Below are 23,255 nucleotides of genomic sequence, written 5' to 3'. Positions count from 1 at the left end.
GTTTACATAGCCGTGAACGGGAATGTTAACACTAATCAAACATTAGCAGCAAATAGTCAAATCACTATGATTGGAACTTTCATGATAACATCAAAATAATCATTTATTGATTAATGGGATATGAAAAGGAAACATATCCATTCCCCGCCTGGCCTGACAAATTAATCTTCAGTTCGGTCGAATTATTATCAATGTAAACCACACCTATAGCAGCAGTTCCTATACCGTTCGAGCAGTAGCGGCTTTGTCCTATGGCAGATTTAGGCATCCCACTACAAATAAGCACGTTTTCCCTTGCAGAAGCAGATGGCGTAATAATCCGGCACCTTATGTAGCATATGCCTGATTTTACACGATAGTATATTTCACCCGTTATTTCAGAATCTATGATATCTTCAATCAGTGTGACTGCACTCATTGTTAAATCCGTATTGCGTGATACTATGCACTGATTTTTATCATTTATATAACCACAAAGTCTAAATATTTATTCAAAAACAAGGAGGACAAGATTATGTCAAAACAGAAGAAAGAAATAGGACCGGATTTTGCAGAAAAGCAGCCAACTCCATATCTGTATGATGCGCCGGCAAATGTACCATTTCCGGGAAAACATCAAAGTGGTAAAGGGGGACCATCTGATTGCAATAACAACGGTATAGATGATTCAGAAGAAGAGGAGGAAATGTGATGTCAAGATTGGTCACTATGACAGGAATATCCGTTCCAGTTTTTAATGTAATAAGGAACCAAAATGTTCCATCCCTAGAAGTTCAAATATTACAGTCTCAGGCCCAGGAAATTGACCTGTTGAAACTTTTCAAGACAGAGAGTGAGCTTTCTACACTTACTTTGATGTCAGACCAGGGAATCCTCGAAAATCAGTACATGAATTATTCTAAGTTAGATACATATAACATTCAGAATGATTATATTGTTAAAGAAGCTATAGGGGGCTGGTCAGCTATTGTGGATGAAGAAGGCCATACCGTTTCAGAAGAGGTGACGGCAGAGCCAGCTCTAATTGATAATCTGATTACAATAAGGCTGTTGAAAAAAAGTGATTTAGAACGTAAGGTAGATAATAACGTGCAGTTGATTGATGCCATGTCAGTAGCACTTGCTCAAATAATGGGAGGTTGACTTTATGGAAGCATGGAAGAAAGTAATATTCGTTAATTCAATAAAAGTAAGACTTCAAAATGGAGAGGGAAGTGCGGAAGAGATAATTAACTCCTATGCGAAATTGACGGATAGCGAGAAGGAAATTCTTAAAGCAGAATTCTCAAAATAAGTGACAAAAACGGGAGCTTGAAGAGAACTATTTCAGGCTCCCGTTTTCCCAAAATATTTTGCCAAAAATGTTGAGAATTTTTGCCAAAAATGTTGGGCGCGCACACTGGGGCGATTTATTTTTAACTCTGAGATAAAGTAGTAAGAATAAATTTGTAAAAGATCAAACCTTAGAAAAGCTGTGTGTTTATATGGAGAACTAGCTTATTCCGTTAAATGTTTGTATAACTATAGAGTTCATTCTTTGTTTGGATAGGTAATACTCATACAGTTTAAAAGGAATGCCACTAAAGAGGTATCTGCAAAGATATTGAGAATCCATAATTATATTTAGCGGGTTTGTTCACAAACGGTATATCAACTGCACTAAGGAGGAGTAATTTTTGAAACTTGTAGCTATAATAAGAATGGATAACAAGTATTTAATAACGAAAAATGGTTTGACTAATAAAAATGAGTTCCCATTTACTTATTGTGAGAATGAAAAAGAGGGAAAAGAAATAATTTAAAAAAAATTAGGCCAATTTGAATTATTGGTCGAATTCGATGAAATGAAAATTGAAGATATGCCCTTTGATGGAGAATTAGAAGTGTTTGAAGGACATGTCTGGAGCTGTGTGGTGAGTGAAAAATATGATAATATATGGATAGATTACAATGAGATAAGTGATTTGGAGTTTGAGCCATGGTGTGAAATGATTGGTGAGAAGATAGTAGAAAAATGTAATGTCGAATCTAGAGTAAGTAATACTATTAAAAAATCATTTCAAAAGATGGCTGATGCAATGGGGCTATTAATCGAAGTAAGTGATTTTGATAGAAGATGTAATGTTTTTATAAATAGTGCTGGGGGTGATTATTGTCCATATATATTATCTATAGATTACGATATTGAGAATAATACAGAAATAACAATTTTGCAGTCTTGGAATGTAAGTAGAATGTATGCAAGCGGCGAAAAATCAGATTTATATGTTTTATTTGCAAACTCAATGAATATTTTATTAAAAGGAGTATTCAATTGTTTTGCAGAGATTGTTTATATTGATGTTATAGGAAATGATGAAGTGAATGCAGCAACGATACTATTTGAAGATAAAATTAAAAATTGCTCGATAGAAAAACTATCTGAAAAAATAGATGATATTTTCATGAGTTTTATAATGGCAATGAATATACATTATTCGATTTTCGGATCATACAGTTTTCGGCTTAGTACAGATGAGGTTAACCCCAAATATATTTCTTTCTATGATGAAGTAGAAGCTGATAATTACATAATTAGAGATGATCATCAATATTATACATGTTTAGAAGAAGGTATCTCATTGCTTGTTCTATCTGAAAAGCAATATAATTGTATTAACTTAATTAATAATCACAAGTGGGAGATTATTGATGGTATAGATGGTAAAATAATTATTCAGTACGAAAAAACTGGAAAATCTTATAATTTTATACCAGAAAATAGATGGAAATGTGTAAATAAAATAATTAGACAAAATGCTCTCAAAAATTATACAATAATTTGTCAAGAGAATATGCTATATGTACTTGAGCTAAATACTATATGGCTTATTGAAGGCGGGTACTACCACTACTGGATAGAAGAAGAAAAGCAAAAAATTTTTGAACGTCAAAAAAGAGAAAATGATATTTTATTTTTTGATAAAAATTTTGCATGGAAATATCCAGTTAATCCGTCACGGTTTGAAGATTTAATTGCAGACTTGATTGAGACTGATATAAAGGTTAATAAAGTACGCCTTTTGGGAAAATCGAATAACTCAGATGGCGGAAGGGATATTCTTATATATAAACGAATTTTAGGGGAGCAAGAATATAATAGTAATTATCTTGTTATTGGACAATGCAAAGCATATAAGAATTCAGTAAATAAAGCACATGTAACTGATATCAGAGATATGATTGAACATTATGGTGCAAACGGATTCTTTCTAGCAGTAACTTCTAATATAACAGTACCGTTAATTGATGTTCTTTGTAAGCTTGGGGAGAAGTATGAGGTTGACTGGTGGACTCAAAGAGAGATATTCTCGTTATTGAGAAAAAATTTTTATTTAGTAGAGCGTTATAGTGATCTTGTTGAAATAATTTTATAAATATATGTTATGTAATGGGATATATATAATTCATTCCTCGATGGTTGGGCGTTTGATTTGTACTTAAAAATCATTTTTTTAGGTGGGAATAAAAGAAATACTGCTGTTATTTCCTTATATTATATTTTATCGATAAGAATCAGAAAATGTTTTGGAATGGAGAGAAGGCGCTTGCTGATTATACGCTGGCAGTCTTGACAATTAAAATTGCAGAGTCAAGGCCAGAAGAAAATGAGACGATGATTAGTGGATAAAGTAATTAAGAAGCTTGAGGTTCCACCTAGGACCCATTCTGCCCTGTAAATATCATTTTTAACAACTCAACACATGTCGAGTGTATAATAATGATGCGGAATTATAGTTTGAACAAAAAATAGAGACTTAAACCACAGCATATAGTGGCTCTTCCATAGATGTGAGACAGATAAAAGGAGATATGGATTAAAACCAAGCGCTGACCGAGAGAAAATAGTTGGCCTTTTTATGAAATAGCCTGCCTCCAAGCCCCAGGATCCGGTCATGGACATCTTGTGACAGGTTATGGAACTCTTTTTTACCTTTTAGCGCGGCGGCTATAAGATTTTCTATTTCCTTGATGTCATTTTCGATAAAATGTTGTGTAATGCTATACACTGAAGCACCTTCCTTTGTTGTGATTGTTTTTCGCAAATCCAATCATACCACAAAGCGGTGCTTTCTTTTTTGCTTTTCTTAGTTTATGTAATTTACCATCAACTAATTACCCGAAAGTAATGTTCCGCTAATGGAAAGCTGCTGGCAACACGAGAATTTCAAGTTGTAATTTATCAAAGGTTGCAATTCATCTATTTAAATTAGTCACCTTTCCGTGAGTATTACTTGCCACAACAGGTATAGCATGATAAACTTATAAAATAGTCTAATCAATATTACGAGGTAAGACACTATGGCAATCAGTTATAATAAACTATGGAAAATGCTTATTGATAAAAATATGAATCGAACTGAGATGATGACCAAGGCAGGATTGACTGGAAATGTACTGGGACGTCTTAGTAAAAATGAACCGGTTTCGCTAGGAAGTTTAGAAAAGATATGCATTCTCCTAGAATGCGATATTGGAGAAATTATGGAATTTAAAAGGTGAAAATCAGTTTAACGGTAACTGTTCTATAATTTATATATCGGAATTTGGGTTATAAAGATTATAAAGACAGGTAATGAGGAAAGAGTGAATGATAAAATATATTTGCAAAAAATGTAGCATAAATTCTGAATCCTCTGTGTGTCCGAATTGTGGAGAACGTGCAGAGGTTGTTGAGTCATCTGTGTTTTGGTGTGACGATTGCAATATACCGCTTTACAGTGAAGCATGTCCATTGTGTGGAAAACAAGCACATCGTCTATGTTCTGATATAAGACCAGTATTTCCAGAAGAAAGGCTTCTTTTGGAGATTATGTTAGGAGAACCGTTTAAGTTTCAAGATGAATCGGTTTGGAATGCAACAGGAAATATTTATTATGCTAATGGGAAACGAGTTAAGTTTTCTGTAAGTCAGACATTTGAAATGGATGCATCAGAGATCAGGCATCAGATCGATGAATTATCACCGAAAAATTCATATAATCAATTTAACTACTATATGGGAAAGTTTTTGACAGCAAACAGGAAGAGATATGACTACATTGCACAGGAGGCAATGGAATATATCCGTTCGGTAACCCAAAACTGCGATCAAACGGAAATGTTTGTGTCTTTTAGTGGTGGAAAAGATAGTACGGTAGTATCAGACCTGGTGCTCCGAACACTCGGAACACAGCAAATCCTACATATATATGGAGATACTACATTGGAGTTTCCACAGTCAACGGAATATGTGAAGCGCTTCCGGAAGGAACATCCGAAGACTCCGCTGGTTACTTCAAAAAATAAAGATAAAAATTTTGAGGAATTATGCAGTCAGTTGGGGGCTCCATCAAGACAGATGCGATGGTGTTGTACGATTTTCAAAACTGGGGCAATTCAGAGAAAAATTCAGACACTGTTTAAGAACAAGAAAAGAATCATCACATTTTACGGTATCAGAAGAAGTGAGTCATCTTCTCGTAATAAATATGATCGGGAATCAGATAGCCCGAAGATTGCAATACAGAGAACCGTGTCTCCAATTATTGACTGGATGGATTTTGATGTATGGTTATATATTCTTTCTACAGGAATAGACTTTAACACTGCATATCGCCTTGGATATGCCAGGGTAGGATGTTGGTGTTGTCCAAATAATAGTCGGTGGTCAGAATTCTTGGCAGAAGTGTATATGCCGGAACAGTCAGAAAAGTGGCATTCACTTCTGGTGGATTTTGCAAAGAAAATAGGGAAGCCGGATCCAGAAGTGTATGTAAGGGAAGGAAAATGGAAAGCAAGGCAGGGAGGAAATGGTTTGGAATACGCTCAAACATCTGTACTTACATTTGAACCTTGTGCTTTGCAGGAGAATACATTAAATTTCGAATTGCAGCGTCCAATTTCAGAAGAACTGTATGAATTATTCAAACCATTTGGATGTATTAATACGACACTGGGAAATCCACGACTGGGAGAAGTGTATGTTGTGGGACTTGATGGAGGGCTTCTTTTACGATTACAGGGGAAAATTGGAACTAATACTTTAAAGGTGAGTATTTTGGACAAAAATGCAGGGCACTGCAACAGTATTAAGGCTGTAAGTGATAAAGTAAAGTGTCAGATTACAAAGTATCAGATGTGCATGGGGTGTCTTGGATGTGAAAGCGCTTGCCGTTTTGGTGCAATAGAGATTGAAACAAATAGAAACGGACTGGTTTCTTACAAAATATCTGACAAAAAATGTGTGCGCTGTGGACATTGTATCAGCCATTTTGATGGTGGTTGTTATATGAGAAAGGTAATGTGCATTAAGCGCTGATAGGAGAGTTAATGGAAAAGAAAAAATATAAGTTAAAAGGACATGAATCCTTTATCATACGTGACGGATGGCTGACAAAAGGAATAACTGCAGTAGAACGTGATCCGAAACTATTTACTGTAAATAGTGGATCAGATGCTCTGGGATTGGGTACTAATATGGCAAAATCCCTTCGGTATTGGATGAAAACAGCAGAGCTGACTGTTGAGAATAATAACGGAGTATTCCTGACAAAAATAGGTCAGATTCTTTATAAAAATGACCCTTATTTTGAGGATCTATTTAGTTTGTGGATTATACATGCGAATATTGCCAGCAATTTCGCCCTAGCTACATCCTGGAACTTATTTTTTAATCATATGAATCTTATCTCTGCCTTTAGTAGAGATGAGATGTTTGATATGATGCAGTCGCTGATTACGGAATATACTGGTGAGCAGAAGCCATCAGAGAGGTCTGTTCAGGATGACTGTTCAGCGATCTTAGCTATGTATAGTAGAGGTGGTGAGCAGAACGATGATCCCGAAGAAAAAAAGAACAGTCCGTTTGAAGAGTTGAGACTCATTTGCAAAACAGGAAATAAATACTTTAAGAAACGCCCATTGATTGACAAACTCGATCCTTTAGTTGTTTTATACATCCTTCTGGAGCGACTGAATTCTGAAAAGAGTCTACAGATTGATACAATTACTGATGATGTAAATATGCCAGGAAGAATTCTTAATTTAAACCGTATTGCTGTCAATGAATTTTTGGATGCACTCCAGAACAGCAGCTATATCATTGTAAATCGTACTGCAGGGCTGGACATCGTTTATCCCCAAAATTGTCAGGATATGACGAGGGAAACAGTAGTAAAGAAATATTTTGAAAGGAGCAGAGAGTCATGAGATTAGTAGATATTGTAAAGATTGACAACCGGTTTGAAAAATCCGTGAACCTGCTACTTGACCTTAATAATTTACAGAAAATTCAGTATTATATTCCAACGAGATCTTCCATAAATCTTTTGAAAAGCTATTTGGAAGAAGTACTAGAGTTTACAGGTGGCCGTGCTAATATTTTAATTGGACCTTATGGTAAGGGAAAGAGCCATTTACTTCTGGTTTTGATGTCTATACTGTCTGATATCGAAGGAAAGGAAATGACAGGACTATTTGAACGCATTTCTGAGTTGGATGTTGAAGCTATAGAACTAATTAAAAAAGTGCATGGAAAGAAACATTTCCTTCCAGTTATCGTGAATACAAACAGTGGGAACCTCGGACAGGCATTTGTGCGTAGTTTAAGTCAAGCGCTTAGAAGAGATGGACTAGATGATGTCGTACCAGATAATTACTTTTCCGAAGCTGTGAAAATGATCAATCAATGGAATAGGGTTTATCCACAAACATATGAGAAATTAGAAAAATTAGTGGGTGGCCAAAAATTGGACAAATTCCTTCAGAAACTGGAGCAATATGATTACCAAGCGTTGGAACAGTTCCGAACGATGTATCCGGTGTTGACATCAGGCAGTGAATTCAATCCGATAATTGATGATGAAGTGTTGTCTGTATATCAGTCCGTGAACCGTACATTGTGTGAGAAGCACGGATATACTGGCATTTATATTATTTTTGATGAGTTTTCTAAGTATGTGGAAGGACATTGGGAAGAAGGCTTTTCTACAGATATGAAGGTTCTTCAGGATATCTGTGAGTTATGTAATTCATCAAAAGACGAGCAGCTCCATTTGACTTGCGTGGCGCACAAGGCTGTACGTTCATACGGAGATGCTCTCTCAAAGGAAGTTCAGAATGCTTTCCGTGGTGTTGAAGGTCGTTTGAAAGAAATTCCATTTATTGTATCATCACAGAATAATTATGAGCTAATTGCAGATGCAATACGAAAAAAAGAAAAATTTGCCGAATGGAAAGTGCAAAATACTGAATATCAGAATTTAATGGAGCAGTCCTATCAGATTCCAGATTTTAATGCGCTATTTGAGCGGAATGATTTTGATAAGATCGTTGGTGAGGGATGTTATCCGCTTACACCCTTAGCGGCATTACTTCTTCTGGGATTAAGTGAGAAAATTGCCCAAAATGAAAGAACAATATTTACGTTTCTGACTGGAAAAGATATGTATAGTCTTGCTAATTTTGTACTCAAATGCCGTCAGGTTATTTACATTGGTGCTGGATTAATCTATGACTATTTTACACAGCTATTTGAGGCAGAAAAGGCCTCATCCATTCATAACGAATGGCTGAAGGCTGACTATGCGTTGTCAAAAACGGAAAATGAGAATGAAAAGACTATCATTAAATCTTTAGCTGTAATTCATATGCTTAACCGTCCTGATGATGTACCGGCGAATGATCTGTTCCTACGTCTGGCATCTGGTTTTAGTAAAAATGAATATGTAAAAGCAGTGGAAAGCCTTGTTAGAAATGGAATCTTGAAATATAAACCTGGGATTGCGGCATATGAGTTTCAGAACGGTGTTTCAGTCAACATCGAGAGTGAAGTAGCTGACTGTGCAAAAAAATATTTTCCCAAGGTTGGAATATCGGAAGTTTTGAACGATGTATTCCACCAGAAATATATTCTTCCCAAAAAGTATAACCAGGATTATTTTATGACTAGATACTATGGTATTGAATTTATTGAAAGTTTAGGTTTTCTGTCCCTTGCCTCGCTGTCCTATGTAAAAGATAAAAATGATCCGGACGGTTTTTTATTTGTTTTATGTGATGGGGACATTGAAAATGAAGCAGCGGTAAGACACCTTGCCGAAATCAACGATCCAGGTGCGATTCTCGGTATTCCGCATTTGCAACCAAACTGCAGACACATTGTGCAGCAGCTGCTGGCAGTACGAAAGTTGAAAAATGATAGGGAATTTACTGAAAAAAATGAAGCACTGGTAACAGAACTTAAGAATTATGAGATAGAACTTGTAGATGAATTGAATAACCAATTACTTAAGATGTTAAATTCAATCGACTGTGTTTATACATTTTCGGGAATATATAAAGTGGGCTCGAAAGGATTAAATCGCACGGTAAGTGATATTTGTGAATCTACTTATTATCTAACACCGAAAATTAATAATGAATCAATTAACCGCCACAATATTTCTTCCCAGATATCAAAAGCACGCAACATAATTTTGGATGATATGCTACATACACGATTGATGAACAGATACGAAAAAGGGACAAGCGCAGAATCCACTATTTATAGGGCAGTCATGCTGCATACGACAGGTGATAAAGCTCTTTCAAATGTTAGAAATGAAATTGTAGAGTTTATTCATGAGAGTAAAGGGAAAAAAGTGTGCTTTTCCAGGCTTATTAATAAGCTTACTAAGGCGCCGATTGGTATTCGGAAAGGCGTACTGCCAATCTATATTACGGAACAGCTGATGAAGTTAGAAGATATGCCTGTTATTTATAATGGCAGGACAGAAGTTAGTATTGATGTACAGCAGTTAGTCAACGTTGTAAACTCTCCGAACGAATATTCGCTATATGTTGAAATTGAAACAGGACAGAAACTAGAATATATTGAAGGCATTGAAAAGCTGTTTGCTGATTATGGAATATACTGTCGAGATATTGAAAACAAAAACCGTCTCGCAGCGTTAACATGTATGATGCAGTCCTGGTATCGTTCGCTTCCTCAGACGTCTAGGACATTTATGTTGGAAGACTTTGAAGGCCAATCAATAGGAGAGATTCACGCATTCCGAAGGTTATTTGCGGGTACGATAAATCCGCGAGAAGTGCTGTTCGAGCAGATTCCAAAGATATTTCGAGAGAAAGATATGGTTAAGACGCTAAAGGGCGTATCGGAAACTAAAGAACAGATTGATGGGCATATTAAGATTATTAAGCGTAATGCAGAAATGGTAGTTCGAAAGGAACTTGGACTTCCTGAAAAGGATGATTTCCTACTTAGTATGAAAACGTGGTATCGCGAGTTGCCTGATATGGCAAAAAATAGTGTATACAGTATTGATTCTCAGCGGCTACTAAATAGTATCCGGGAACTTACAATTACTAATGTGGAAGAAATTATTGAGGTTCTATCAAAGGAGGTTACAGGATTTTTTGTAGAGGATTGGTCAGATACGTCCTTGAAGGAATTTTCAGCAGGATTTACAAATCTGATTGAAGAAATAAAAGGAAAAACGACATCAAAAGATAATAAGCAAAGTAAAAAAGTATCATTTGTTTCGGAGAACGGGATAAAGGATTGTTTTTACAATTTTGACATTGAAAAAATGTCAACTTCTGCTTATTTTTTTCAGAACGCACTAGAGGATATCGTAGAAGAATATGGGAATTCTATTGAAAATAACGAAAAGATCGGGATTCTCATGAGCATGGTCCAAAAACTGATGGGAATGGAGGAGAAAAAAGTATGATTTACTTAGATAATGCAGCGACTACTTTTCCCAAACCGGAAGCTGTATATCAGGCCATGGATGAGGAAAACCGTCATGCGGCAGTAAATGCTGGTCGAGGATCCTATAAGGCAGCAAAAGTTGCCGCGGAACTGATTTCAGATACTAAAAAAAGACTCGCAAAATTATTTAACTGTGATGGTCTAGCCGATATTGTGTTTGTCCCTTCTGTTACCCATGCAATAAATCAAGTTATTAACGGACTAGATATTACAACGAATACTATCATATATTTATCACCGTATGAACATAATGCTGTTGCACGAACGGTAGAGAATGTTAGAAATAATGCTGGGTGTACAGTGATGTTTTTACCAATAAAAGAGGATACATTGGAGATAAATGTAGAAGAAACAGAATATCTTTTTCATAAAAATCCACCGAATATAGTTATAATGAATGTAATAAGTAATGTTACAGGCTACAGACTTCCAGTAGAAACGGTATTTAAACGAGCAAAGCAGTTTGGTGCGATAACTATTGCAGATGTGGCTCAAGCATCGGGTTTGATTGATATAGACATGAATGAATTTTTCGCGGATATCCTCTGTTTTGCTGGGCATAAGACTCTATATGGACCTTTTGGAATAGGGGGATTTGCTATTAGTAAACAGGTGGAACTATATCCAGTTTTTACAGGAGGAACAGGAAGTAACTCGCTTAATCTTTCCATGCCAGAGCGGGGAGCAGAACGGTATGAAGCTGCTAGCCCAAACATTGTTGCAATAGCAGGATTAAATGCTTCTTTAAAAATATTAGATCAAAGAGAACATGAGCGGAAAATAAGAGAGCTAACTCGGTATCTGATAGACAAACTGGAAGAAATACCGTCAGTCATTCTTATGGGAATTATAGATGCCGATAGATGTTATGGAATCGTATCATTCGTTGTGGAAGGCTATGATTCCAATGAGGTAGGCAGTATACTAGATGATGAATATGACATTGCCGTACGTACTGGGTATCACTGTGCTCCATTTATTCATAAATATTTGGATGACGTAAAATATGGGGGGACGGTTCGGATCGGAGTTGGAATGTTCAATACGGAAAGCGATATTGATAAAATAGCAGATGCATTGCAGAGTCTGTAGAGGGAGAGTAGAAATGCCAGATCAAAACACATCAAATTTAGTTGAAATTATCAATCGTGTGGAGAAAAACGAAATTTTGCTGCCAGATTTTCAAAGGGATTTTGTATGGAAAGATGAGGAACAGCAGAAAAAACTTGTAGCTTCTGTACTTTGCAAAATGCCGGTAGGAACTATTTTGCTTCTTGAATCAAATCCCAATGATTATGCTGCCAATGTGATTGGGTGTGCAAAAAAAGTAGTTGATACATCTAAAATTAATGGAGATGTATCATTTCTTCTTGATGGACAACAGAGGATTACAGTACTGACAAACGTCTTTTCGAATGCAATACACGACAACTGTCCAAAGGTCAGTGAATTGGTATCACCAGCGTTAAAACGTCGTTTCTTTTTGAAAATTCCAAAGTGGTCCAACCGTCCGGATCGGGCAGAGGATTGGTTTGGTATTGGAACATTGGAATTTCCCCTTAGTAATCCAAGCGCAGATCTCCCAGATTTCTTGACATCACAGATGCTTAACTATATTCATGTGGAGACATTTAATGCAAGTGATAGTGAACCCTATAATCCCGCTGTGGGTCTTTCTATAGCGTTAGACCAGTTCTGCATCAGTTATCCAGATGGATATCTAATTCCGTTATTTTTGATGGCAAAGCCACTCGGAAACAATAAAAATGTGATAATCTTACGTTTCGATGAAATCATAAAGGGTGTGGCAGAGGCGATCCGCGGTGAGATCATGAACTTCTATGCCACCTGTGAGAATGATACAGATCGTTTCCATTTCACAGAATATATTTTTGGCGAAGAAGTGGATGAAATTTATAATCAGCTAGATAAGCAGCAGGCATTCCAAGAGAAACTTATTCAGAGACAGAAAATATGGAGAAGCCAGATGAAAGATTATCTGTATGCCTGTATTAATAACCTTTCTCTGCATCAGATCATTGTAAAGGCGGACCAAAGAGCAAGGGCAATTGATATTTACGAGAACCTGAATCGTGGTGGTGTATGTTTAAATACCTTTGATTTGATTATGGCAAGAGTGGCGAAGGTGAACAAAGAAAACTTTAACCAGAGAATCCGACGGCTCATGATGGAAAAGAAAACTTATCCAGATAAGGTGCTACCGGATAAAATCCGTATGGTTTTAGTGAATGATATTCAAAATCATAAATATAATGCAACGGGTAACACGAAGTGTCTGAACGAAGCAAAGAATGAGCTGAATGTAAAGTATGTAGATATCTTTCTTGATGTTTTAGGACTTTATTCATATGTGCCCAATCTAGATCCGGATCAGATTAAGTTGGATTATATTAAGAAAGCGCGTATTCTTGACTTGAAGCCGGAAGATATCGATAAAAATTGCGACAAAGTTATAGAAGCAATTGACCGTGCGATGTTTTTTCTTCAGACTAGATGCGGTATCCGGTCGTTGCAAGAAGTCAATTACTCGTTGATGGTGGTTCTTATTGCAGTTGTATTCATCGAAGATACATATTTTTATGATAAGGATGTACATGATCTGATTGAGGGGTGGTACTGGTCTGTTTTGTTTTCTGGAGAATATGATAAGGACCAGAATGTTAACTTTATCAATAACTTAAAAAATATGTTAAAGACAGTCAAAAAGCAGATGAAAGCAGATTGGATAATAGCAATTACAGCCAATGTGTTTTTGATGACTAATTTTTCTGATAAACAATTATTATTAATGGATAAGGCGGCAGAGGATAGATATCCGAAACGTATTATGGCAATATTTGTGTGCCAGTATATGTTATCACGAACATATAAGGATATGTTTGACAGCAGCAAAACTATAAGTGTATTTTGCAAAGAGGCTGCGGAGCTTCAAATGCATCATATTATTCCACTCGGAACGGCCAAAAAGATTGGAGAGGTAACAGCGGATCTCCGTAAAAATCCGAAACATATCTGTAATTCTCCTTTGAATTTTGTACTGATTACCAAAGAGGCAAATAAGGAGATTTCTGATGAAGCGTTGGACAAATATGTAACGAAGATTACTCCAGAAGCAAAGGCAGAACTATTTATTACAGCTTATACAACAGAAGATTCAGTAAACACAGATGAAAAAATTTATGGTATTTTAGAAAATCGTTTTGATATGATGAATGGTCTCGTGCGTGGTACAATAAATGATCGGCTTATGAGTTGGAAATAAAATATATCTCTGATAGGGGGAGGTTATATGGGGTTTGCGGATCTGTCGATAGGGTTACGATATCGTACTGAAGAACATAGCTTTTCCAGAGATTTTCTTATCCCGGTATTGCGAAAAAGTGTCATGTACAAAAGGGCAGTTGGTTTCTTTTCTTCTACAGCACTGATCGAACTATCTGTGGGGCTATTTGAAATGGCACGAAATGGAGGAAAAATTGAATTGATTGCCTCACCAAAACTCAGCGATGAAGACATCGTAGCCATTCAATTTGGATATAAAACTCGGGAACAGGCGATGATTGAAGCGTTAGAGTTAAGTATTAGAGATCCACTTGATCAGTTTGAAGAAGAAAGACTGAATCTTGTAGCAACATTGATAGCCAATGGAATTTTGGAATTGAAATTGGCGTTTATGGAAAGTGATACCTATCATAATATGTATCATGAAAAAATAGCAGTGTTCCAGGATAAGGACGGTAACCGTATTTCCTATACAGGTTCAGCGAATGCCTCGGCTAATTCGTATTGTGATAATTTTGAATCAATATATGTTTTTTGTGATTGGAAAGATGCAACACATAAAGAGTTTGTGGACATAACAGAAAATGATTTTGACCGTATGTGGGAAAATGTAACAGACAAGATTCAGGTAATACCTTTTCCGAAAGTAATATTGAAAAAACTGGAGAGGTATCAAAAAGATACAATAGATTATCAGACTGACGAAAAACAGTTTCACTACCATAAGTTTGTGGAGGATACAAAACCGTTTCGTATCCCGCAGAATGTAAAACTTCGCGAGGTTCAGAAGGAGGCAGTATCAAACTGGTTTAATCAGGGCTGTAGAGGTATATTTTCCATGTGTACAGGAGCAGGCAAGTCCTATACGGCATTGGCTTGTATGGTTGATCTTGCACAGAAGTTAAATAATCAGCTTGCAGTATTCATTGTGTGTCCACAGATTCATTTGGTTGGACAGTGGGAGGAGGATGAAATAAATTGGGGTCCCCCTCCAATTATTGCCCATTCAGAATCAAAAAACAGGTATTGGAATGATGAATTAATAAGAGCATATAAACGTTTTCGAAATAATGGAGAGCCGTTTGTATGTATTACGACAAATGATACGTTTTCGGGTAGATACATATCGGAAATAGTATCACGATTAAAGGACGACCAAAATGTCCTTTTAATTATTGACGAAGCACATAATTTTGGCGCGAAACGTCTGACAAAGTGTCTTCCTGATAATATTCAATATAGGGTTGGGCTGTCTGCTACGATAGAACGGCATGGAGATGCCAAGGGGACGGGGATTCTATTTGATTATTTCGGTAGCAAATGTATTGTATATGATGTAGATCAGGCTATTAAAGATGGTGCGTTAACAAAATATCGTTATTATCCAGTGCCTATATATCTCAATTCGGAGGAATTGTACGAATATCAGAATTTAACAGAAAAATTGAAGAAATTTCTTGTTCAGAAAGATGGAAAAGTGGAAATTTCCAAAGATGGGGAGTTGCTTCTGTTCAAACGAGCGAGACTTTTAGCTGGAGCTAGAAACAAGCTAGATTTGCTGATTGAATTGCTGAAAAAGTATCAAAATGAGGGCCATATCCTTGTTTATTGTGGGGCAGCCACTACAGAAAAGGAAGAAACTGGTGAATTGGAGCGCCAAATTGATGGTGTAACTGAAAAAATACGTCAAGAACTGCATATGACAGTACATCGTTTTACCGCAGAAGAAAACTTACGGGAACGTCAAGAAATTAAACATTTTTTTAGTGATGGTTTGTATCAAGTTGTAACAGCTATCAAATGTCTTGATGAAGGTGTAAATATTCCGTCTATCCGAACTGCCTTTATAATGGCAAGTACAAGAAACCCACGAGAATTTATACAAAGAAGAGGACGTTTATTGAGAAAAAGTCCTGATAAAGATTATGCTGAAATTTATGATTTTATAACTCTTCCAAGAGAACTCTCCTGTGTAGAACATGGGGATTACGAAAAGGACAAAACGATTCTCTTTGGGGAGATGGCCCGTATTAATGAATTTGGAAAATTGTCTGATAATCCAGCACAGTCAGACGGAATGATGAATCAGATTATGCAGGCATATGATGTTTATATTGACATAGAGGAAGAAATGAAAAAGCTGGAGGAAGAATACAGTGGATGAGCAAAAACTACGAAAGATGTATGATGAAATTCGGGGAGCAGAGCTAAGGAACGATAAGACGGGGCAGCATGATGATAAGTATATGGTTGACCGAATCATGCGATATTTATTGGAAAAGGCGAAGGAGGAGGTGAATGAGTAATGAAGTTTAAACAGATCACAATTGTGAACTTTATGAGGTATAAGGGGGAAAATATACTTAGATTTTCTACGGATGATAAAATGAACGTCACGGCTATTCTAGGAAATAATACTTTTGGAAAAACAACAATTGCTCAAGCTTTTCGTTGGGGACTTTATGGCGAAGTTATTACAACAAATTATGCTAAAAAAGAGAAGGCAGTACTATTGAATAATGAAATTATAGCAGAACTTGGTATAAACACACCTGGAGAAGTTCGTGTTGAAATTACAGTATCAGATCATGTCGGAGAAATAGAACATGAGTATAAGTTTATCCGTAGACAGTCGTTCAAAAAAACAAGTCCAAATCCTAATAACTATGATATTGCTCCGATATCAAAGGCAAGATTAACTGTACAGATCAGCAAAAATGGAGTACCAGCGGAAGATGGAGTAATTGATAATGATTACGATGGAAAACGGCCAGCAGGATATGTACAGGATATAATCAACAATATGTTTCCTGAAAAACTTTCAAATTATTTCTTTTTTGATGGTGAACGTTGGAATGAAAGTAAAAATAAGACGGATGAGGTGAAACGATCAATCAATACAATTCTTGGTGTTTCTTCTATTTTGAAAATAAAAGAGCACTTAAAGGACGGAAATAGGGATTATAAAACTACGGTGTATAAAAGATTGAATAGTTCAATTAAAGGTTCATCTACAGAATCACAGGAACTTAAAAGCAGAATTAGTGATTATGAAAGCAGGATTGCTAAGTTAGAGAAGGATAAAGAAAATTATATCCAAGATATAAAGGCTGCGGAAGATGATAGAGACATATTTGGAGAGATTCTTGAAAATAATCATACTGCGGAAGAAGACCAAAATGAACTGAAGCGTTTGGAGAGTCGGATAGAGTCTAATACTCGTCATATGGAAAGTTGTTACAGGGATTTCATCAAACTCTTCAGTTCGTGCGATAAGCTTCTTGTATCAGAATTAATACCTAGTATTGAGCGGGTTTTAAAACAGATAGATTTGGAGGGAAAGGATATTCCGGGAGTTACGTCCGATACGATTGATTGGCTTATTGATTCTGGAAAATGCCTTTGTGGGGAAGAACTGATACCTGGACAGTCCCACTATGAAGCATTAATGAAGTTGCGAGAGGAAGTATATCCGAACAAAATTGGAGGCCCAGCTAAATTGTTGCGGTCGCGATTAGATGAGTGGGCAAACCAGACAGCAATTTTTGTCGAAGACATTCATGATAAGGCAAAAGAATATGAAGACTTTAGGGAAGAAATTGAGAGAGATTTAAGAAAACGTGATAAACTTGAGGAGCGTATTGACAGAAGCCAAAATTTGCAGGAAGTACGAAAAAAATATAACAAGGCAAAACAGAATATTGCGGATGCGTCAAGAAAAAAGGGTGAAGTAGAGGGGAAGATTATTTCATATCAAACGAATATAATCGGTCTTAGTGGACAACTTAAGCAGCTGGAACAGCAGGATAAAATTAATAAACCAATTTATCGCGCATTAGAGTACGTAAATGAGTTGTATGCAATCGCTGTCAAAGATGTAGAAAAACTTGAACGCCCGACTATCAGGGAGCTAAATGCGATTATTGCAGAGAATTTTGAGAAGATGTTTAATAGCAAAGATAAATATGCCTGTTTGGAAGATGATTATAAGATACATATGTATTATCGTTCTGTTGGCGGATTCTCTGATTATGAGGAAACAAATCTTTCTAATGGCGAGTTGATTGCAATTAATTTTGTTTATATTGTGAGCATTTTAGAACTTGCAAAGATGAGACAGGAAAAAGAGCACGGAACATCTGGAATTTTAAAGCTCCCATTAGTTCTGGATGCCCCATTTTCAAATTTAAGTAATGAAAATACACATTTAATAGCAAATAAACTTCCTGAATTTGCAGAACAGGTAATTATTTTCATGCTGGATAAGGACTGGGAGGCATCAGGATTGAGGCACTATACACTTCCGGATTACTGTTATAGAATCTCCAGAGATTTTGCTGAAAATAGTTCTACAATTGCGCCGAACGGGGGTGAGTTCTAATGGCTGAAAAGATATATGACTATTTTAAAACAGATCCCATTATCTTAAATGGTAAATTTGCTCGATATGCCGATGATATGTGGGTCCAAAATAGGATTGAGGATAAATCGAGATTTGAGAAATTGCTTGATTTATATGCAGCTGCGGCCATTATCGGTTTTAGAAAGGGTGTACAACTTCCAGATGATAGAACATCAGAGGATAAAAGAACCATACAGTTAGACCAGATTGCTAAAGGGCATTACAACCGGTTTTATACGATTATGCAGGTAATTCTACTCTTAGATGATAGTCGTGGACTTGATGTTAAAGAGAAAGTTCGCATGGCATTTGATACAAACTCCAAATCTGAAAAAGTATATATAGAAAACATGGAACTGTTTCATTCCTATGCACGCGGTGGGATTGAATATTTACATAATAGACTGGTTCGTCGAGCGGTAACTGTAGATGACGAATTTGAATATGCAAAGATTGCAAATGTGATGGAATTTATTAAAAATCCAATTGTAAATGATAATTTCCTTTAAAAGTAAGCGCCGAAATATTGGGCGTATTGTAAATAAGCTCCAATTCCTCCATAATGGTAACCAAGTAGTATTTCACCATACTTTCATTTTGGAGGACGATCATGGCCAGATATAATCCCCGCCGTTCACAGCACCGCCAGAGCGGTATGGCTGATAATGCCTAGTGTGAGCGGCACAATATCCCGCTAAGCAGCTTTTATAATGCGGTTACCAGACTCTGGAAGAAAGCCTGTGCTATTCTAGATTCAGACGCTCTATCTGACAACCTGTATATCCTGGACTTTATTTCACACCAGGATGTGGTCAGGATTGGCATAGACCCGGCTCCGGTTCCAGAAAAAGCCGGGGCACATATGACTGCAGCAGATCCTGACGCTGCGCATACGATTGAACTTATGATGGGTGACATTCGGATAAAAATCAGTAATTCAGGTCTGCTTACAATGATATTCCAGATGATGAAGGCGCAGTCATGCTAGACGACTTTTCTGGTGTGGACGCGGTCTATATCGTCTGCGGGTACACCGATATGCGAAAATCTATCGATGGTCTCTGGCTTTTCGTAAACATATATGAATCCTAGTGTGATAATCCAAACTGTAACATTACGACTTTTGTTGAAACAGTTAATGGGTTTCTGAGTTACTATAGCAGGATGACGGATCGTTGCGCTGACTTTGTCTGTACATTAGTAATAAAAACCAGCTACGAAGGCTGTTTTGTATCTGCAGAGCCATGAACTTTAAAATAGGTGGGGATAGTGTGATCCGCCTGCTTACAAAGTGTTTTAGACTATAGGAAGAAGTAAAACGTGTAAGTACCATTGGGGTTGATGATTTTGCTTTCAAAAAGGTATACCTATGGCACTATTATCATATGTGAAGCTACCCATATGTATATTCTGACCGCGGACACATACATGCGCGAACTTTTAGACCCATCTTTACGAATGAACTGACCCACCCTTATGAGAGGGAGAGCCATTCAGATATATTTATCTTATAATGAGATTGGCACACAGATGTGCGACTATCATTACAGAAAGTCGATAATTATGGTGAATTATCGAGAGATACTTAGGCTTGACAGCCTCGGATATTCGCAGCACCAAATCACTGCAAGCGTCCACAGTTCACGTAACACAATACGTGAAGTTCTTCATGCGTCAAAAACGTACACGGTAGATCGTTTACGATCAAAAAAACGAATAGTGTAACAGATGGGGATGAGTAAAAATAAAAGTGACAGGAAATTTATAAAAAGGCAGGTGCCATTTTCATGCACATACAAGCATACAATCTGGATTCTCTCCGAAATATAATACGGAGTCTTCAAGACGAAAACAGACGATTAAAAGACCAGCTGTCAAGGGCCAATATTCCCTGTGAAACGTCCAATATTTTTATAGAGAAAATTGAGAAAATTGAAGAGTATGATCCGGATCAGGGTGGGCGCATCCTGGACAGATATATTACAAAGGATTTGGCTAACCAGTTTTTTTCATTTTTCTGGGGCCGAACGGATGTGTATGCTAAAAGAGGAAGAAAAGGCGGCTATTTTCCACAGTGCAATAACAGATGGAATGACAGGATATGTCCGAAGCAGCGCAAAGAGAAATTAAGCTGTGAAGCTTGTGAACATAGGGAATGGACGAAGCTTACGCCGGAAAAAATAATAGATCATCTTGTTGGATATAAAGAAGATGGATCTGACGTACTGGGGGTATATCCGCTATTTTCTGATGGCACTTGCCGATTTATTGTATTTGATATTGATCATCATGAAAAAGGAGCGGAGCAGACGGATTTTGCTAATGTTACGGAAGAATGGAATGAGGAAGTTGATGCACTGCGATTAATCTGTGATAGTAACGGTATTACACCCCTGGTGGAACGGTCAAGGTCCGGCAGGGGTGCTCATGTATGGATCTTTTTTAAGAAACCGGTATCTGCATCTCTTGCAAGAAATTTCGGATTTTTGTTATTGGACAAAGGGTCTGCATCTATTAATCTGAAATCATCTTAATATTATGACCGCATGTACCCGTCACAGGATGTGGCAAGCAGTATAGGAAATTTGATAGCACTGCCATTACAGGGAAGGGCACTTAAAACTGGAAACAGTGCATTTGTCGATAAAAACTGGAATGCTTATCCGGATCAGTGGGATATTCTTTTGAATCATACAAAGAAACTTTCCATGGAGGATATCATAAGACGGATGAAAGACTGGCAGGAAGAGCTTTCGGGTTATGGAGACATTCCAGTTGCGGTTATGCAACAAAACAGACCTAAACCATGGAGAAAAAAGGATGGCTTTGTGAAGTCGGATGTTATAGGAAAAATGCATATTATACTGGGGAACGGTGTATATGTTGATGCACTGAATTTAATGCCGCATCTGCAAAATCAGATTAGAAGCATGGCGGCATTTGATAACCCCGTGTTTTATAAAAATAAAAGACTTGGTTATTTCAATTATTATAATTTCAGTGCAGTATATATGGGGAAGGATGAGGATGGCTATATCTGTATTCCGAGAGGACTTCGTGACAGTCTGATAGCATCCTGCCGGGAAGCAGGAATCGACTATGAAATCGAGGACCACAGGGAAAAGGGAAGACCGATAAGGGTTACCTTTCAAGGAGATCTTCGGATGCAGCAGGATTTGGCGGCAAACAGGCTGCTTGCCTATGATCAGGGAGTGCTTAGTGCAGCGACTGCCTTTGGAAAAACGGTAGTATGCAGTTATCTGATTTCAGAAAGAAAAGTAAACACACTCATATTGATTCAAAGTAAGGAACTGCTGGAACAGTGGGTAGATGAACTGAATAAATTCCTGATAATAGATGAGGAACCGCCAATCTATAAAACGAAAAGCGGCAGGGAAAAACGTAGGGAAAGTGTGATCGGAATTCTGCATGGAAGTAAGAATACGCTGACCGGTATTATAGATGTGGCGATGGTGGGATCTGTTTATAGTAAAGGAAAATTTAATGACCGCATTAATTCTTATGGTATGGTTTTGATGGATGAGTGTCATCATTGCGGTTCTAATACCTCGGTAGAAGTGATGCAAAAGGTCAATGCCAGATATGTGTACGGGGGTTCGGCAACGCCTAACAGAAGTGATAATCTGGATAAAATCATTTATATGCTGCTGGGACCGGTCCGTCACCATTATACGGCAAAGGAACGCGCTATTGAGCAGCGGATCGGTCATTATGTGTATCCGAGATATACAAGAGTAATTGATACCGATGAGAGCAGAAGTGATATTAATGAAGCATATTCCCTGATCAGCAGCAGCCGTGCTCGGAACGATATGATTCTTGAGGATACGATCGCATGTGTGAAAAAAGGAAGAACGCCGGTCATTCTGACCAGATATAAAGAACAGGCAAAATATCTGTATGATCATCTGCAAATGGATGCGGATCATGTATTGATTCTCTATGGAGATAATAGTGATAAAGAAAACTCACATGTAAGGCAGCAATTAAAAGAGATCTCCAGGAATCAGAGCCTTATTTTGGTGGCGGCAGGTCAGAAGATAGGAGAAGGTTTTGATTATCCGAGACTAGATACGCTGATGCTGGCCGCGCCGGTTTCATTTTCCGGACGGCTGGAGCAGTACCTGGGAAGGCTGAACCGTGATTATGAGGGCAAGAGCGAAGTTATTGTCTATGATTATATAGACTCACACATCAGGACCTTTGATAATATGTATGCTAAGCGGCTGCGAACATACAAACGTACAGGATTTCAGTTGATTGCAAATGGAATTTTTCCAAAGCAGACTGCAAATGCTATTTATGACAGTGATAATTATACGGATGTATTTGAACAGGATCTGATAGAAGCGGAGAAGAGAATTATTGTTTCAAGCCCTGAGCTTACAATGGAAAAGGTAAAACGTTTTTCTTATCTTGTGAAAGCAAGACAGGAAGCTGGATGCGGGGTGACTGTTGTTACATTGGATCCTCAGAATCTTTCTTATGGGAGTTCGGAATTTTGTTACGGACTAATATGTGAAATGCAGCGAAACGGTATTCATGTGATCACAGGAGAGGATATTGCAGAGCATTTTGCAATCATAGATGATGAGCTTGTATGGCATGGTGGCATGAATCTTTTGGGGAAACAAGATGCCTGGGACAATTTGATGAGAATTAAGTCGGCGCAGGTGGCAGCAGAGCTCTTGGAGATTGTAGCGGAAAAAGAGGAGGGGGGAGATCGATAAA

General features: G+C 37.3%; 16 protein-coding genes and 1 pseudogene. 16 read left to right on the top strand and 1 reads right to left on the bottom strand.

Annotated elements, in window-relative coordinates; genetic code table 11:
* The first annotated feature begins 514 nt into the window (after positions 1 to 514).
* From HMPREF9469_RS32475 to HMPREF9469_RS15280, 5 genes are all read left to right on the top strand, one after another.
* Positions 515 to 691, top strand: coding sequence for a hypothetical protein (locus HMPREF9469_RS32475; protein WP_002593043.1), 177 nt, complete (start codon positions 515 to 517; stop codon positions 689 to 691).
* A complete protein-coding gene (locus HMPREF9469_RS15285; protein ID WP_002595063.1) occupies positions 691 to 1,143 on the top strand; it encodes a hypothetical protein in 453 nt (150 codons plus the stop codon). Before HMPREF9469_RS32475 ends, HMPREF9469_RS15285 begins: the two co-directional genes overlap by 1 nt.
* Positions 1,144 to 1,147: 4 nt before the next feature.
* On the top strand, positions 1,148 to 1,294 hold the full coding sequence (locus tag HMPREF9469_RS32470) for a hypothetical protein (RefSeq protein ID WP_002593045.1): 147 nt from the start codon (positions 1,148 to 1,150) through the stop codon (positions 1,292 to 1,294).
* 382 nt (positions 1,295 to 1,676) lie between these two features.
* Positions 1,677 to 1,802: a hypothetical protein gene (locus HMPREF9469_RS33360; protein WP_265583698.1), complete on the top strand. Its 126-nt coding sequence runs from the start codon at positions 1,677 to 1,679 to the stop codon at positions 1,800 to 1,802.
* A gap of 42 nt (positions 1,803 to 1,844) precedes the next feature.
* Positions 1,845 to 3,416, top strand: a complete 1,572-nt coding sequence (locus HMPREF9469_RS15280) for a restriction endonuclease (protein WP_157140300.1) — start codon at positions 1,845 to 1,847, stop codon at positions 3,414 to 3,416.
* Positions 3,417 to 3,857: 441 nt separating this feature from the next.
* Here HMPREF9469_RS15280 and HMPREF9469_RS15275 read toward each other — a convergent pair whose 3' ends face one another.
* Complete coding sequence (locus tag HMPREF9469_RS15275; protein WP_040416399.1) at positions 3,858 to 4,049, bottom strand: hypothetical protein; 192 nt, start codon at positions 4,047 to 4,049, stop codon at positions 3,858 to 3,860.
* Between the two features lie 292 nt (positions 4,050 to 4,341).
* Here HMPREF9469_RS15275 and HMPREF9469_RS15270 point away from each other — a divergent pair, with 292 nt between their 5' ends.
* The 11 genes and pseudogenes from HMPREF9469_RS15270 to HMPREF9469_RS15225 all read left to right on the top strand — a co-directional run bounded on the left by HMPREF9469_RS15270 (position 4,342) and on the right by HMPREF9469_RS15225 (position 23,254).
* A complete protein-coding gene (locus HMPREF9469_RS15270) occupies positions 4,342 to 4,542 on the top strand; it encodes a helix-turn-helix domain-containing protein (RefSeq protein WP_007863445.1) in 201 nt (66 codons plus the stop codon).
* Between the two features lie 88 nt (positions 4,543 to 4,630).
* Entirely contained in the window at positions 4,631 to 6,340 is a 1,710-nt protein-coding gene (locus HMPREF9469_RS15265; RefSeq protein ID WP_007863443.1) for a phosphoadenosine phosphosulfate reductase domain-containing protein, read from the top strand.
* A gap of 11 nt (positions 6,341 to 6,351) precedes the next feature.
* Positions 6,352 to 7,230: a DUF4007 family protein gene (locus tag HMPREF9469_RS15260; protein ID WP_007863442.1), complete on the top strand. Its 879-nt coding sequence runs from the start codon at positions 6,352 to 6,354 to the stop codon at positions 7,228 to 7,230.
* Entirely contained in the window at positions 7,227 to 10,757 is a 3,531-nt protein-coding gene (locus tag HMPREF9469_RS15255; protein WP_007863441.1) for a hypothetical protein, read from the top strand. The genes HMPREF9469_RS15260 and HMPREF9469_RS15255 overlap by 4 nt, the downstream gene beginning before the upstream one ends.
* The gene (locus HMPREF9469_RS15250; RefSeq protein ID WP_007863440.1) at positions 10,754 to 11,890 is read left to right on the top strand and encodes an aminotransferase class V-fold PLP-dependent enzyme; all 1,137 of its coding nucleotides are present in this window, start codon (positions 10,754 to 10,756) and stop codon (positions 11,888 to 11,890) included. The genes HMPREF9469_RS15255 and HMPREF9469_RS15250 overlap by 4 nt, the downstream gene beginning before the upstream one ends.
* 13 nt (positions 11,891 to 11,903) lie before the next feature.
* Positions 11,904 to 14,081 (top strand): DUF262 domain-containing protein, encoded by a 2,178-nt coding sequence (locus HMPREF9469_RS15245; protein WP_007863438.1) that lies wholly within the window; start codon positions 11,904 to 11,906, stop codon positions 14,079 to 14,081.
* A gap of 27 nt (positions 14,082 to 14,108) precedes the next feature.
* Positions 14,109 to 16,265 (top strand): DEAD/DEAH box helicase family protein, encoded by a 2,157-nt coding sequence (locus tag HMPREF9469_RS15240; protein WP_007863435.1) that lies wholly within the window; start codon positions 14,109 to 14,111, stop codon positions 16,263 to 16,265.
* Between the two features lie 141 nt (positions 16,266 to 16,406).
* The gene (locus HMPREF9469_RS15235) at positions 16,407 to 18,482 is read left to right on the top strand and encodes an AAA family ATPase (protein WP_007863431.1); all 2,076 of its coding nucleotides are present in this window, start codon (positions 16,407 to 16,409) and stop codon (positions 18,480 to 18,482) included.
* Positions 18,482 to 19,012: a hypothetical protein gene (locus tag HMPREF9469_RS15230; protein WP_007863429.1), complete on the top strand. Its 531-nt coding sequence runs from the start codon at positions 18,482 to 18,484 to the stop codon at positions 19,010 to 19,012. The genes HMPREF9469_RS15235 and HMPREF9469_RS15230 overlap by 1 nt, the downstream gene beginning before the upstream one ends.
* Before the next feature lie 1,278 nt (positions 19,013 to 20,290).
* A pseudogene (locus HMPREF9469_RS33510) lies at positions 20,291 to 21,211 on the top strand (TOTE conflict system archaeo-eukaryotic primase domain-containing protein); the annotation flags it as partial.
* Positions 21,212 to 23,254, top strand: coding sequence for a DEAD/DEAH box helicase family protein (locus HMPREF9469_RS15225; RefSeq protein WP_416387924.1), 2,043 nt, complete (start codon positions 21,212 to 21,214; stop codon positions 23,252 to 23,254).
* Position 23,255 lies beyond the last annotated feature (1 nt).

It is taken from the genome of [Clostridium] citroniae WAL-17108, from assembly GCF_000233455.1.
Taxonomy (GTDB): Bacteria; Bacillota; Clostridia; order Lachnospirales; family Lachnospiraceae; genus Enterocloster; species Enterocloster citroniae.
This window is presented reverse-complemented; position numbering and strand designations above follow the sequence as displayed.

Coding starts and splice junctions, on each gene's coding strand:
- HMPREF9469_RS15265 (WP_007863443.1), top strand. CDS start 4,631: ATGATAAAATATATTTGCAAAAAATGTAGCATAAATTCTGAATCCTCT.
- HMPREF9469_RS15250 (WP_007863440.1), top strand. CDS start 10,754: ATGATTTACTTAGATAATGCAGCGACTACTTTTCCCAAACCGGAAGCT.
- HMPREF9469_RS15225 (WP_416387924.1), top strand. CDS start 21,212: ATGGAGGATATCATAAGACGGATGAAAGACTGGCAGGAAGAGCTTTCG.
- HMPREF9469_RS32475 (WP_002593043.1), top strand. CDS start 515: ATGTCAAAACAGAAGAAAGAAATAGGACCGGATTTTGCAGAAAAGCAG.
- HMPREF9469_RS15255 (WP_007863441.1), top strand. CDS start 7,227: ATGAGATTAGTAGATATTGTAAAGATTGACAACCGGTTTGAAAAATCC.
- HMPREF9469_RS15245 (WP_007863438.1), top strand. CDS start 11,904: ATGCCAGATCAAAACACATCAAATTTAGTTGAAATTATCAATCGTGTG.
- HMPREF9469_RS15280 (WP_157140300.1), top strand. CDS start 1,845: ATGAAAATTGAAGATATGCCCTTTGATGGAGAATTAGAAGTGTTTGAA.
- HMPREF9469_RS15230 (WP_007863429.1), top strand. CDS start 18,482: ATGGCTGAAAAGATATATGACTATTTTAAAACAGATCCCATTATCTTA.
- HMPREF9469_RS15260 (WP_007863442.1), top strand. CDS start 6,352: ATGGAAAAGAAAAAATATAAGTTAAAAGGACATGAATCCTTTATCATA.
- HMPREF9469_RS15285 (WP_002595063.1), top strand. CDS start 691: ATGTCAAGATTGGTCACTATGACAGGAATATCCGTTCCAGTTTTTAAT.
- HMPREF9469_RS15235 (WP_007863431.1), top strand. CDS start 16,407: ATGAAGTTTAAACAGATCACAATTGTGAACTTTATGAGGTATAAGGGG.
- HMPREF9469_RS15240 (WP_007863435.1), top strand. CDS start 14,109: ATGGGGTTTGCGGATCTGTCGATAGGGTTACGATATCGTACTGAAGAA.
- HMPREF9469_RS32470 (WP_002593045.1), top strand. CDS start 1,148: ATGGAAGCATGGAAGAAAGTAATATTCGTTAATTCAATAAAAGTAAGA.
- HMPREF9469_RS15270 (WP_007863445.1), top strand. CDS start 4,342: ATGGCAATCAGTTATAATAAACTATGGAAAATGCTTATTGATAAAAAT.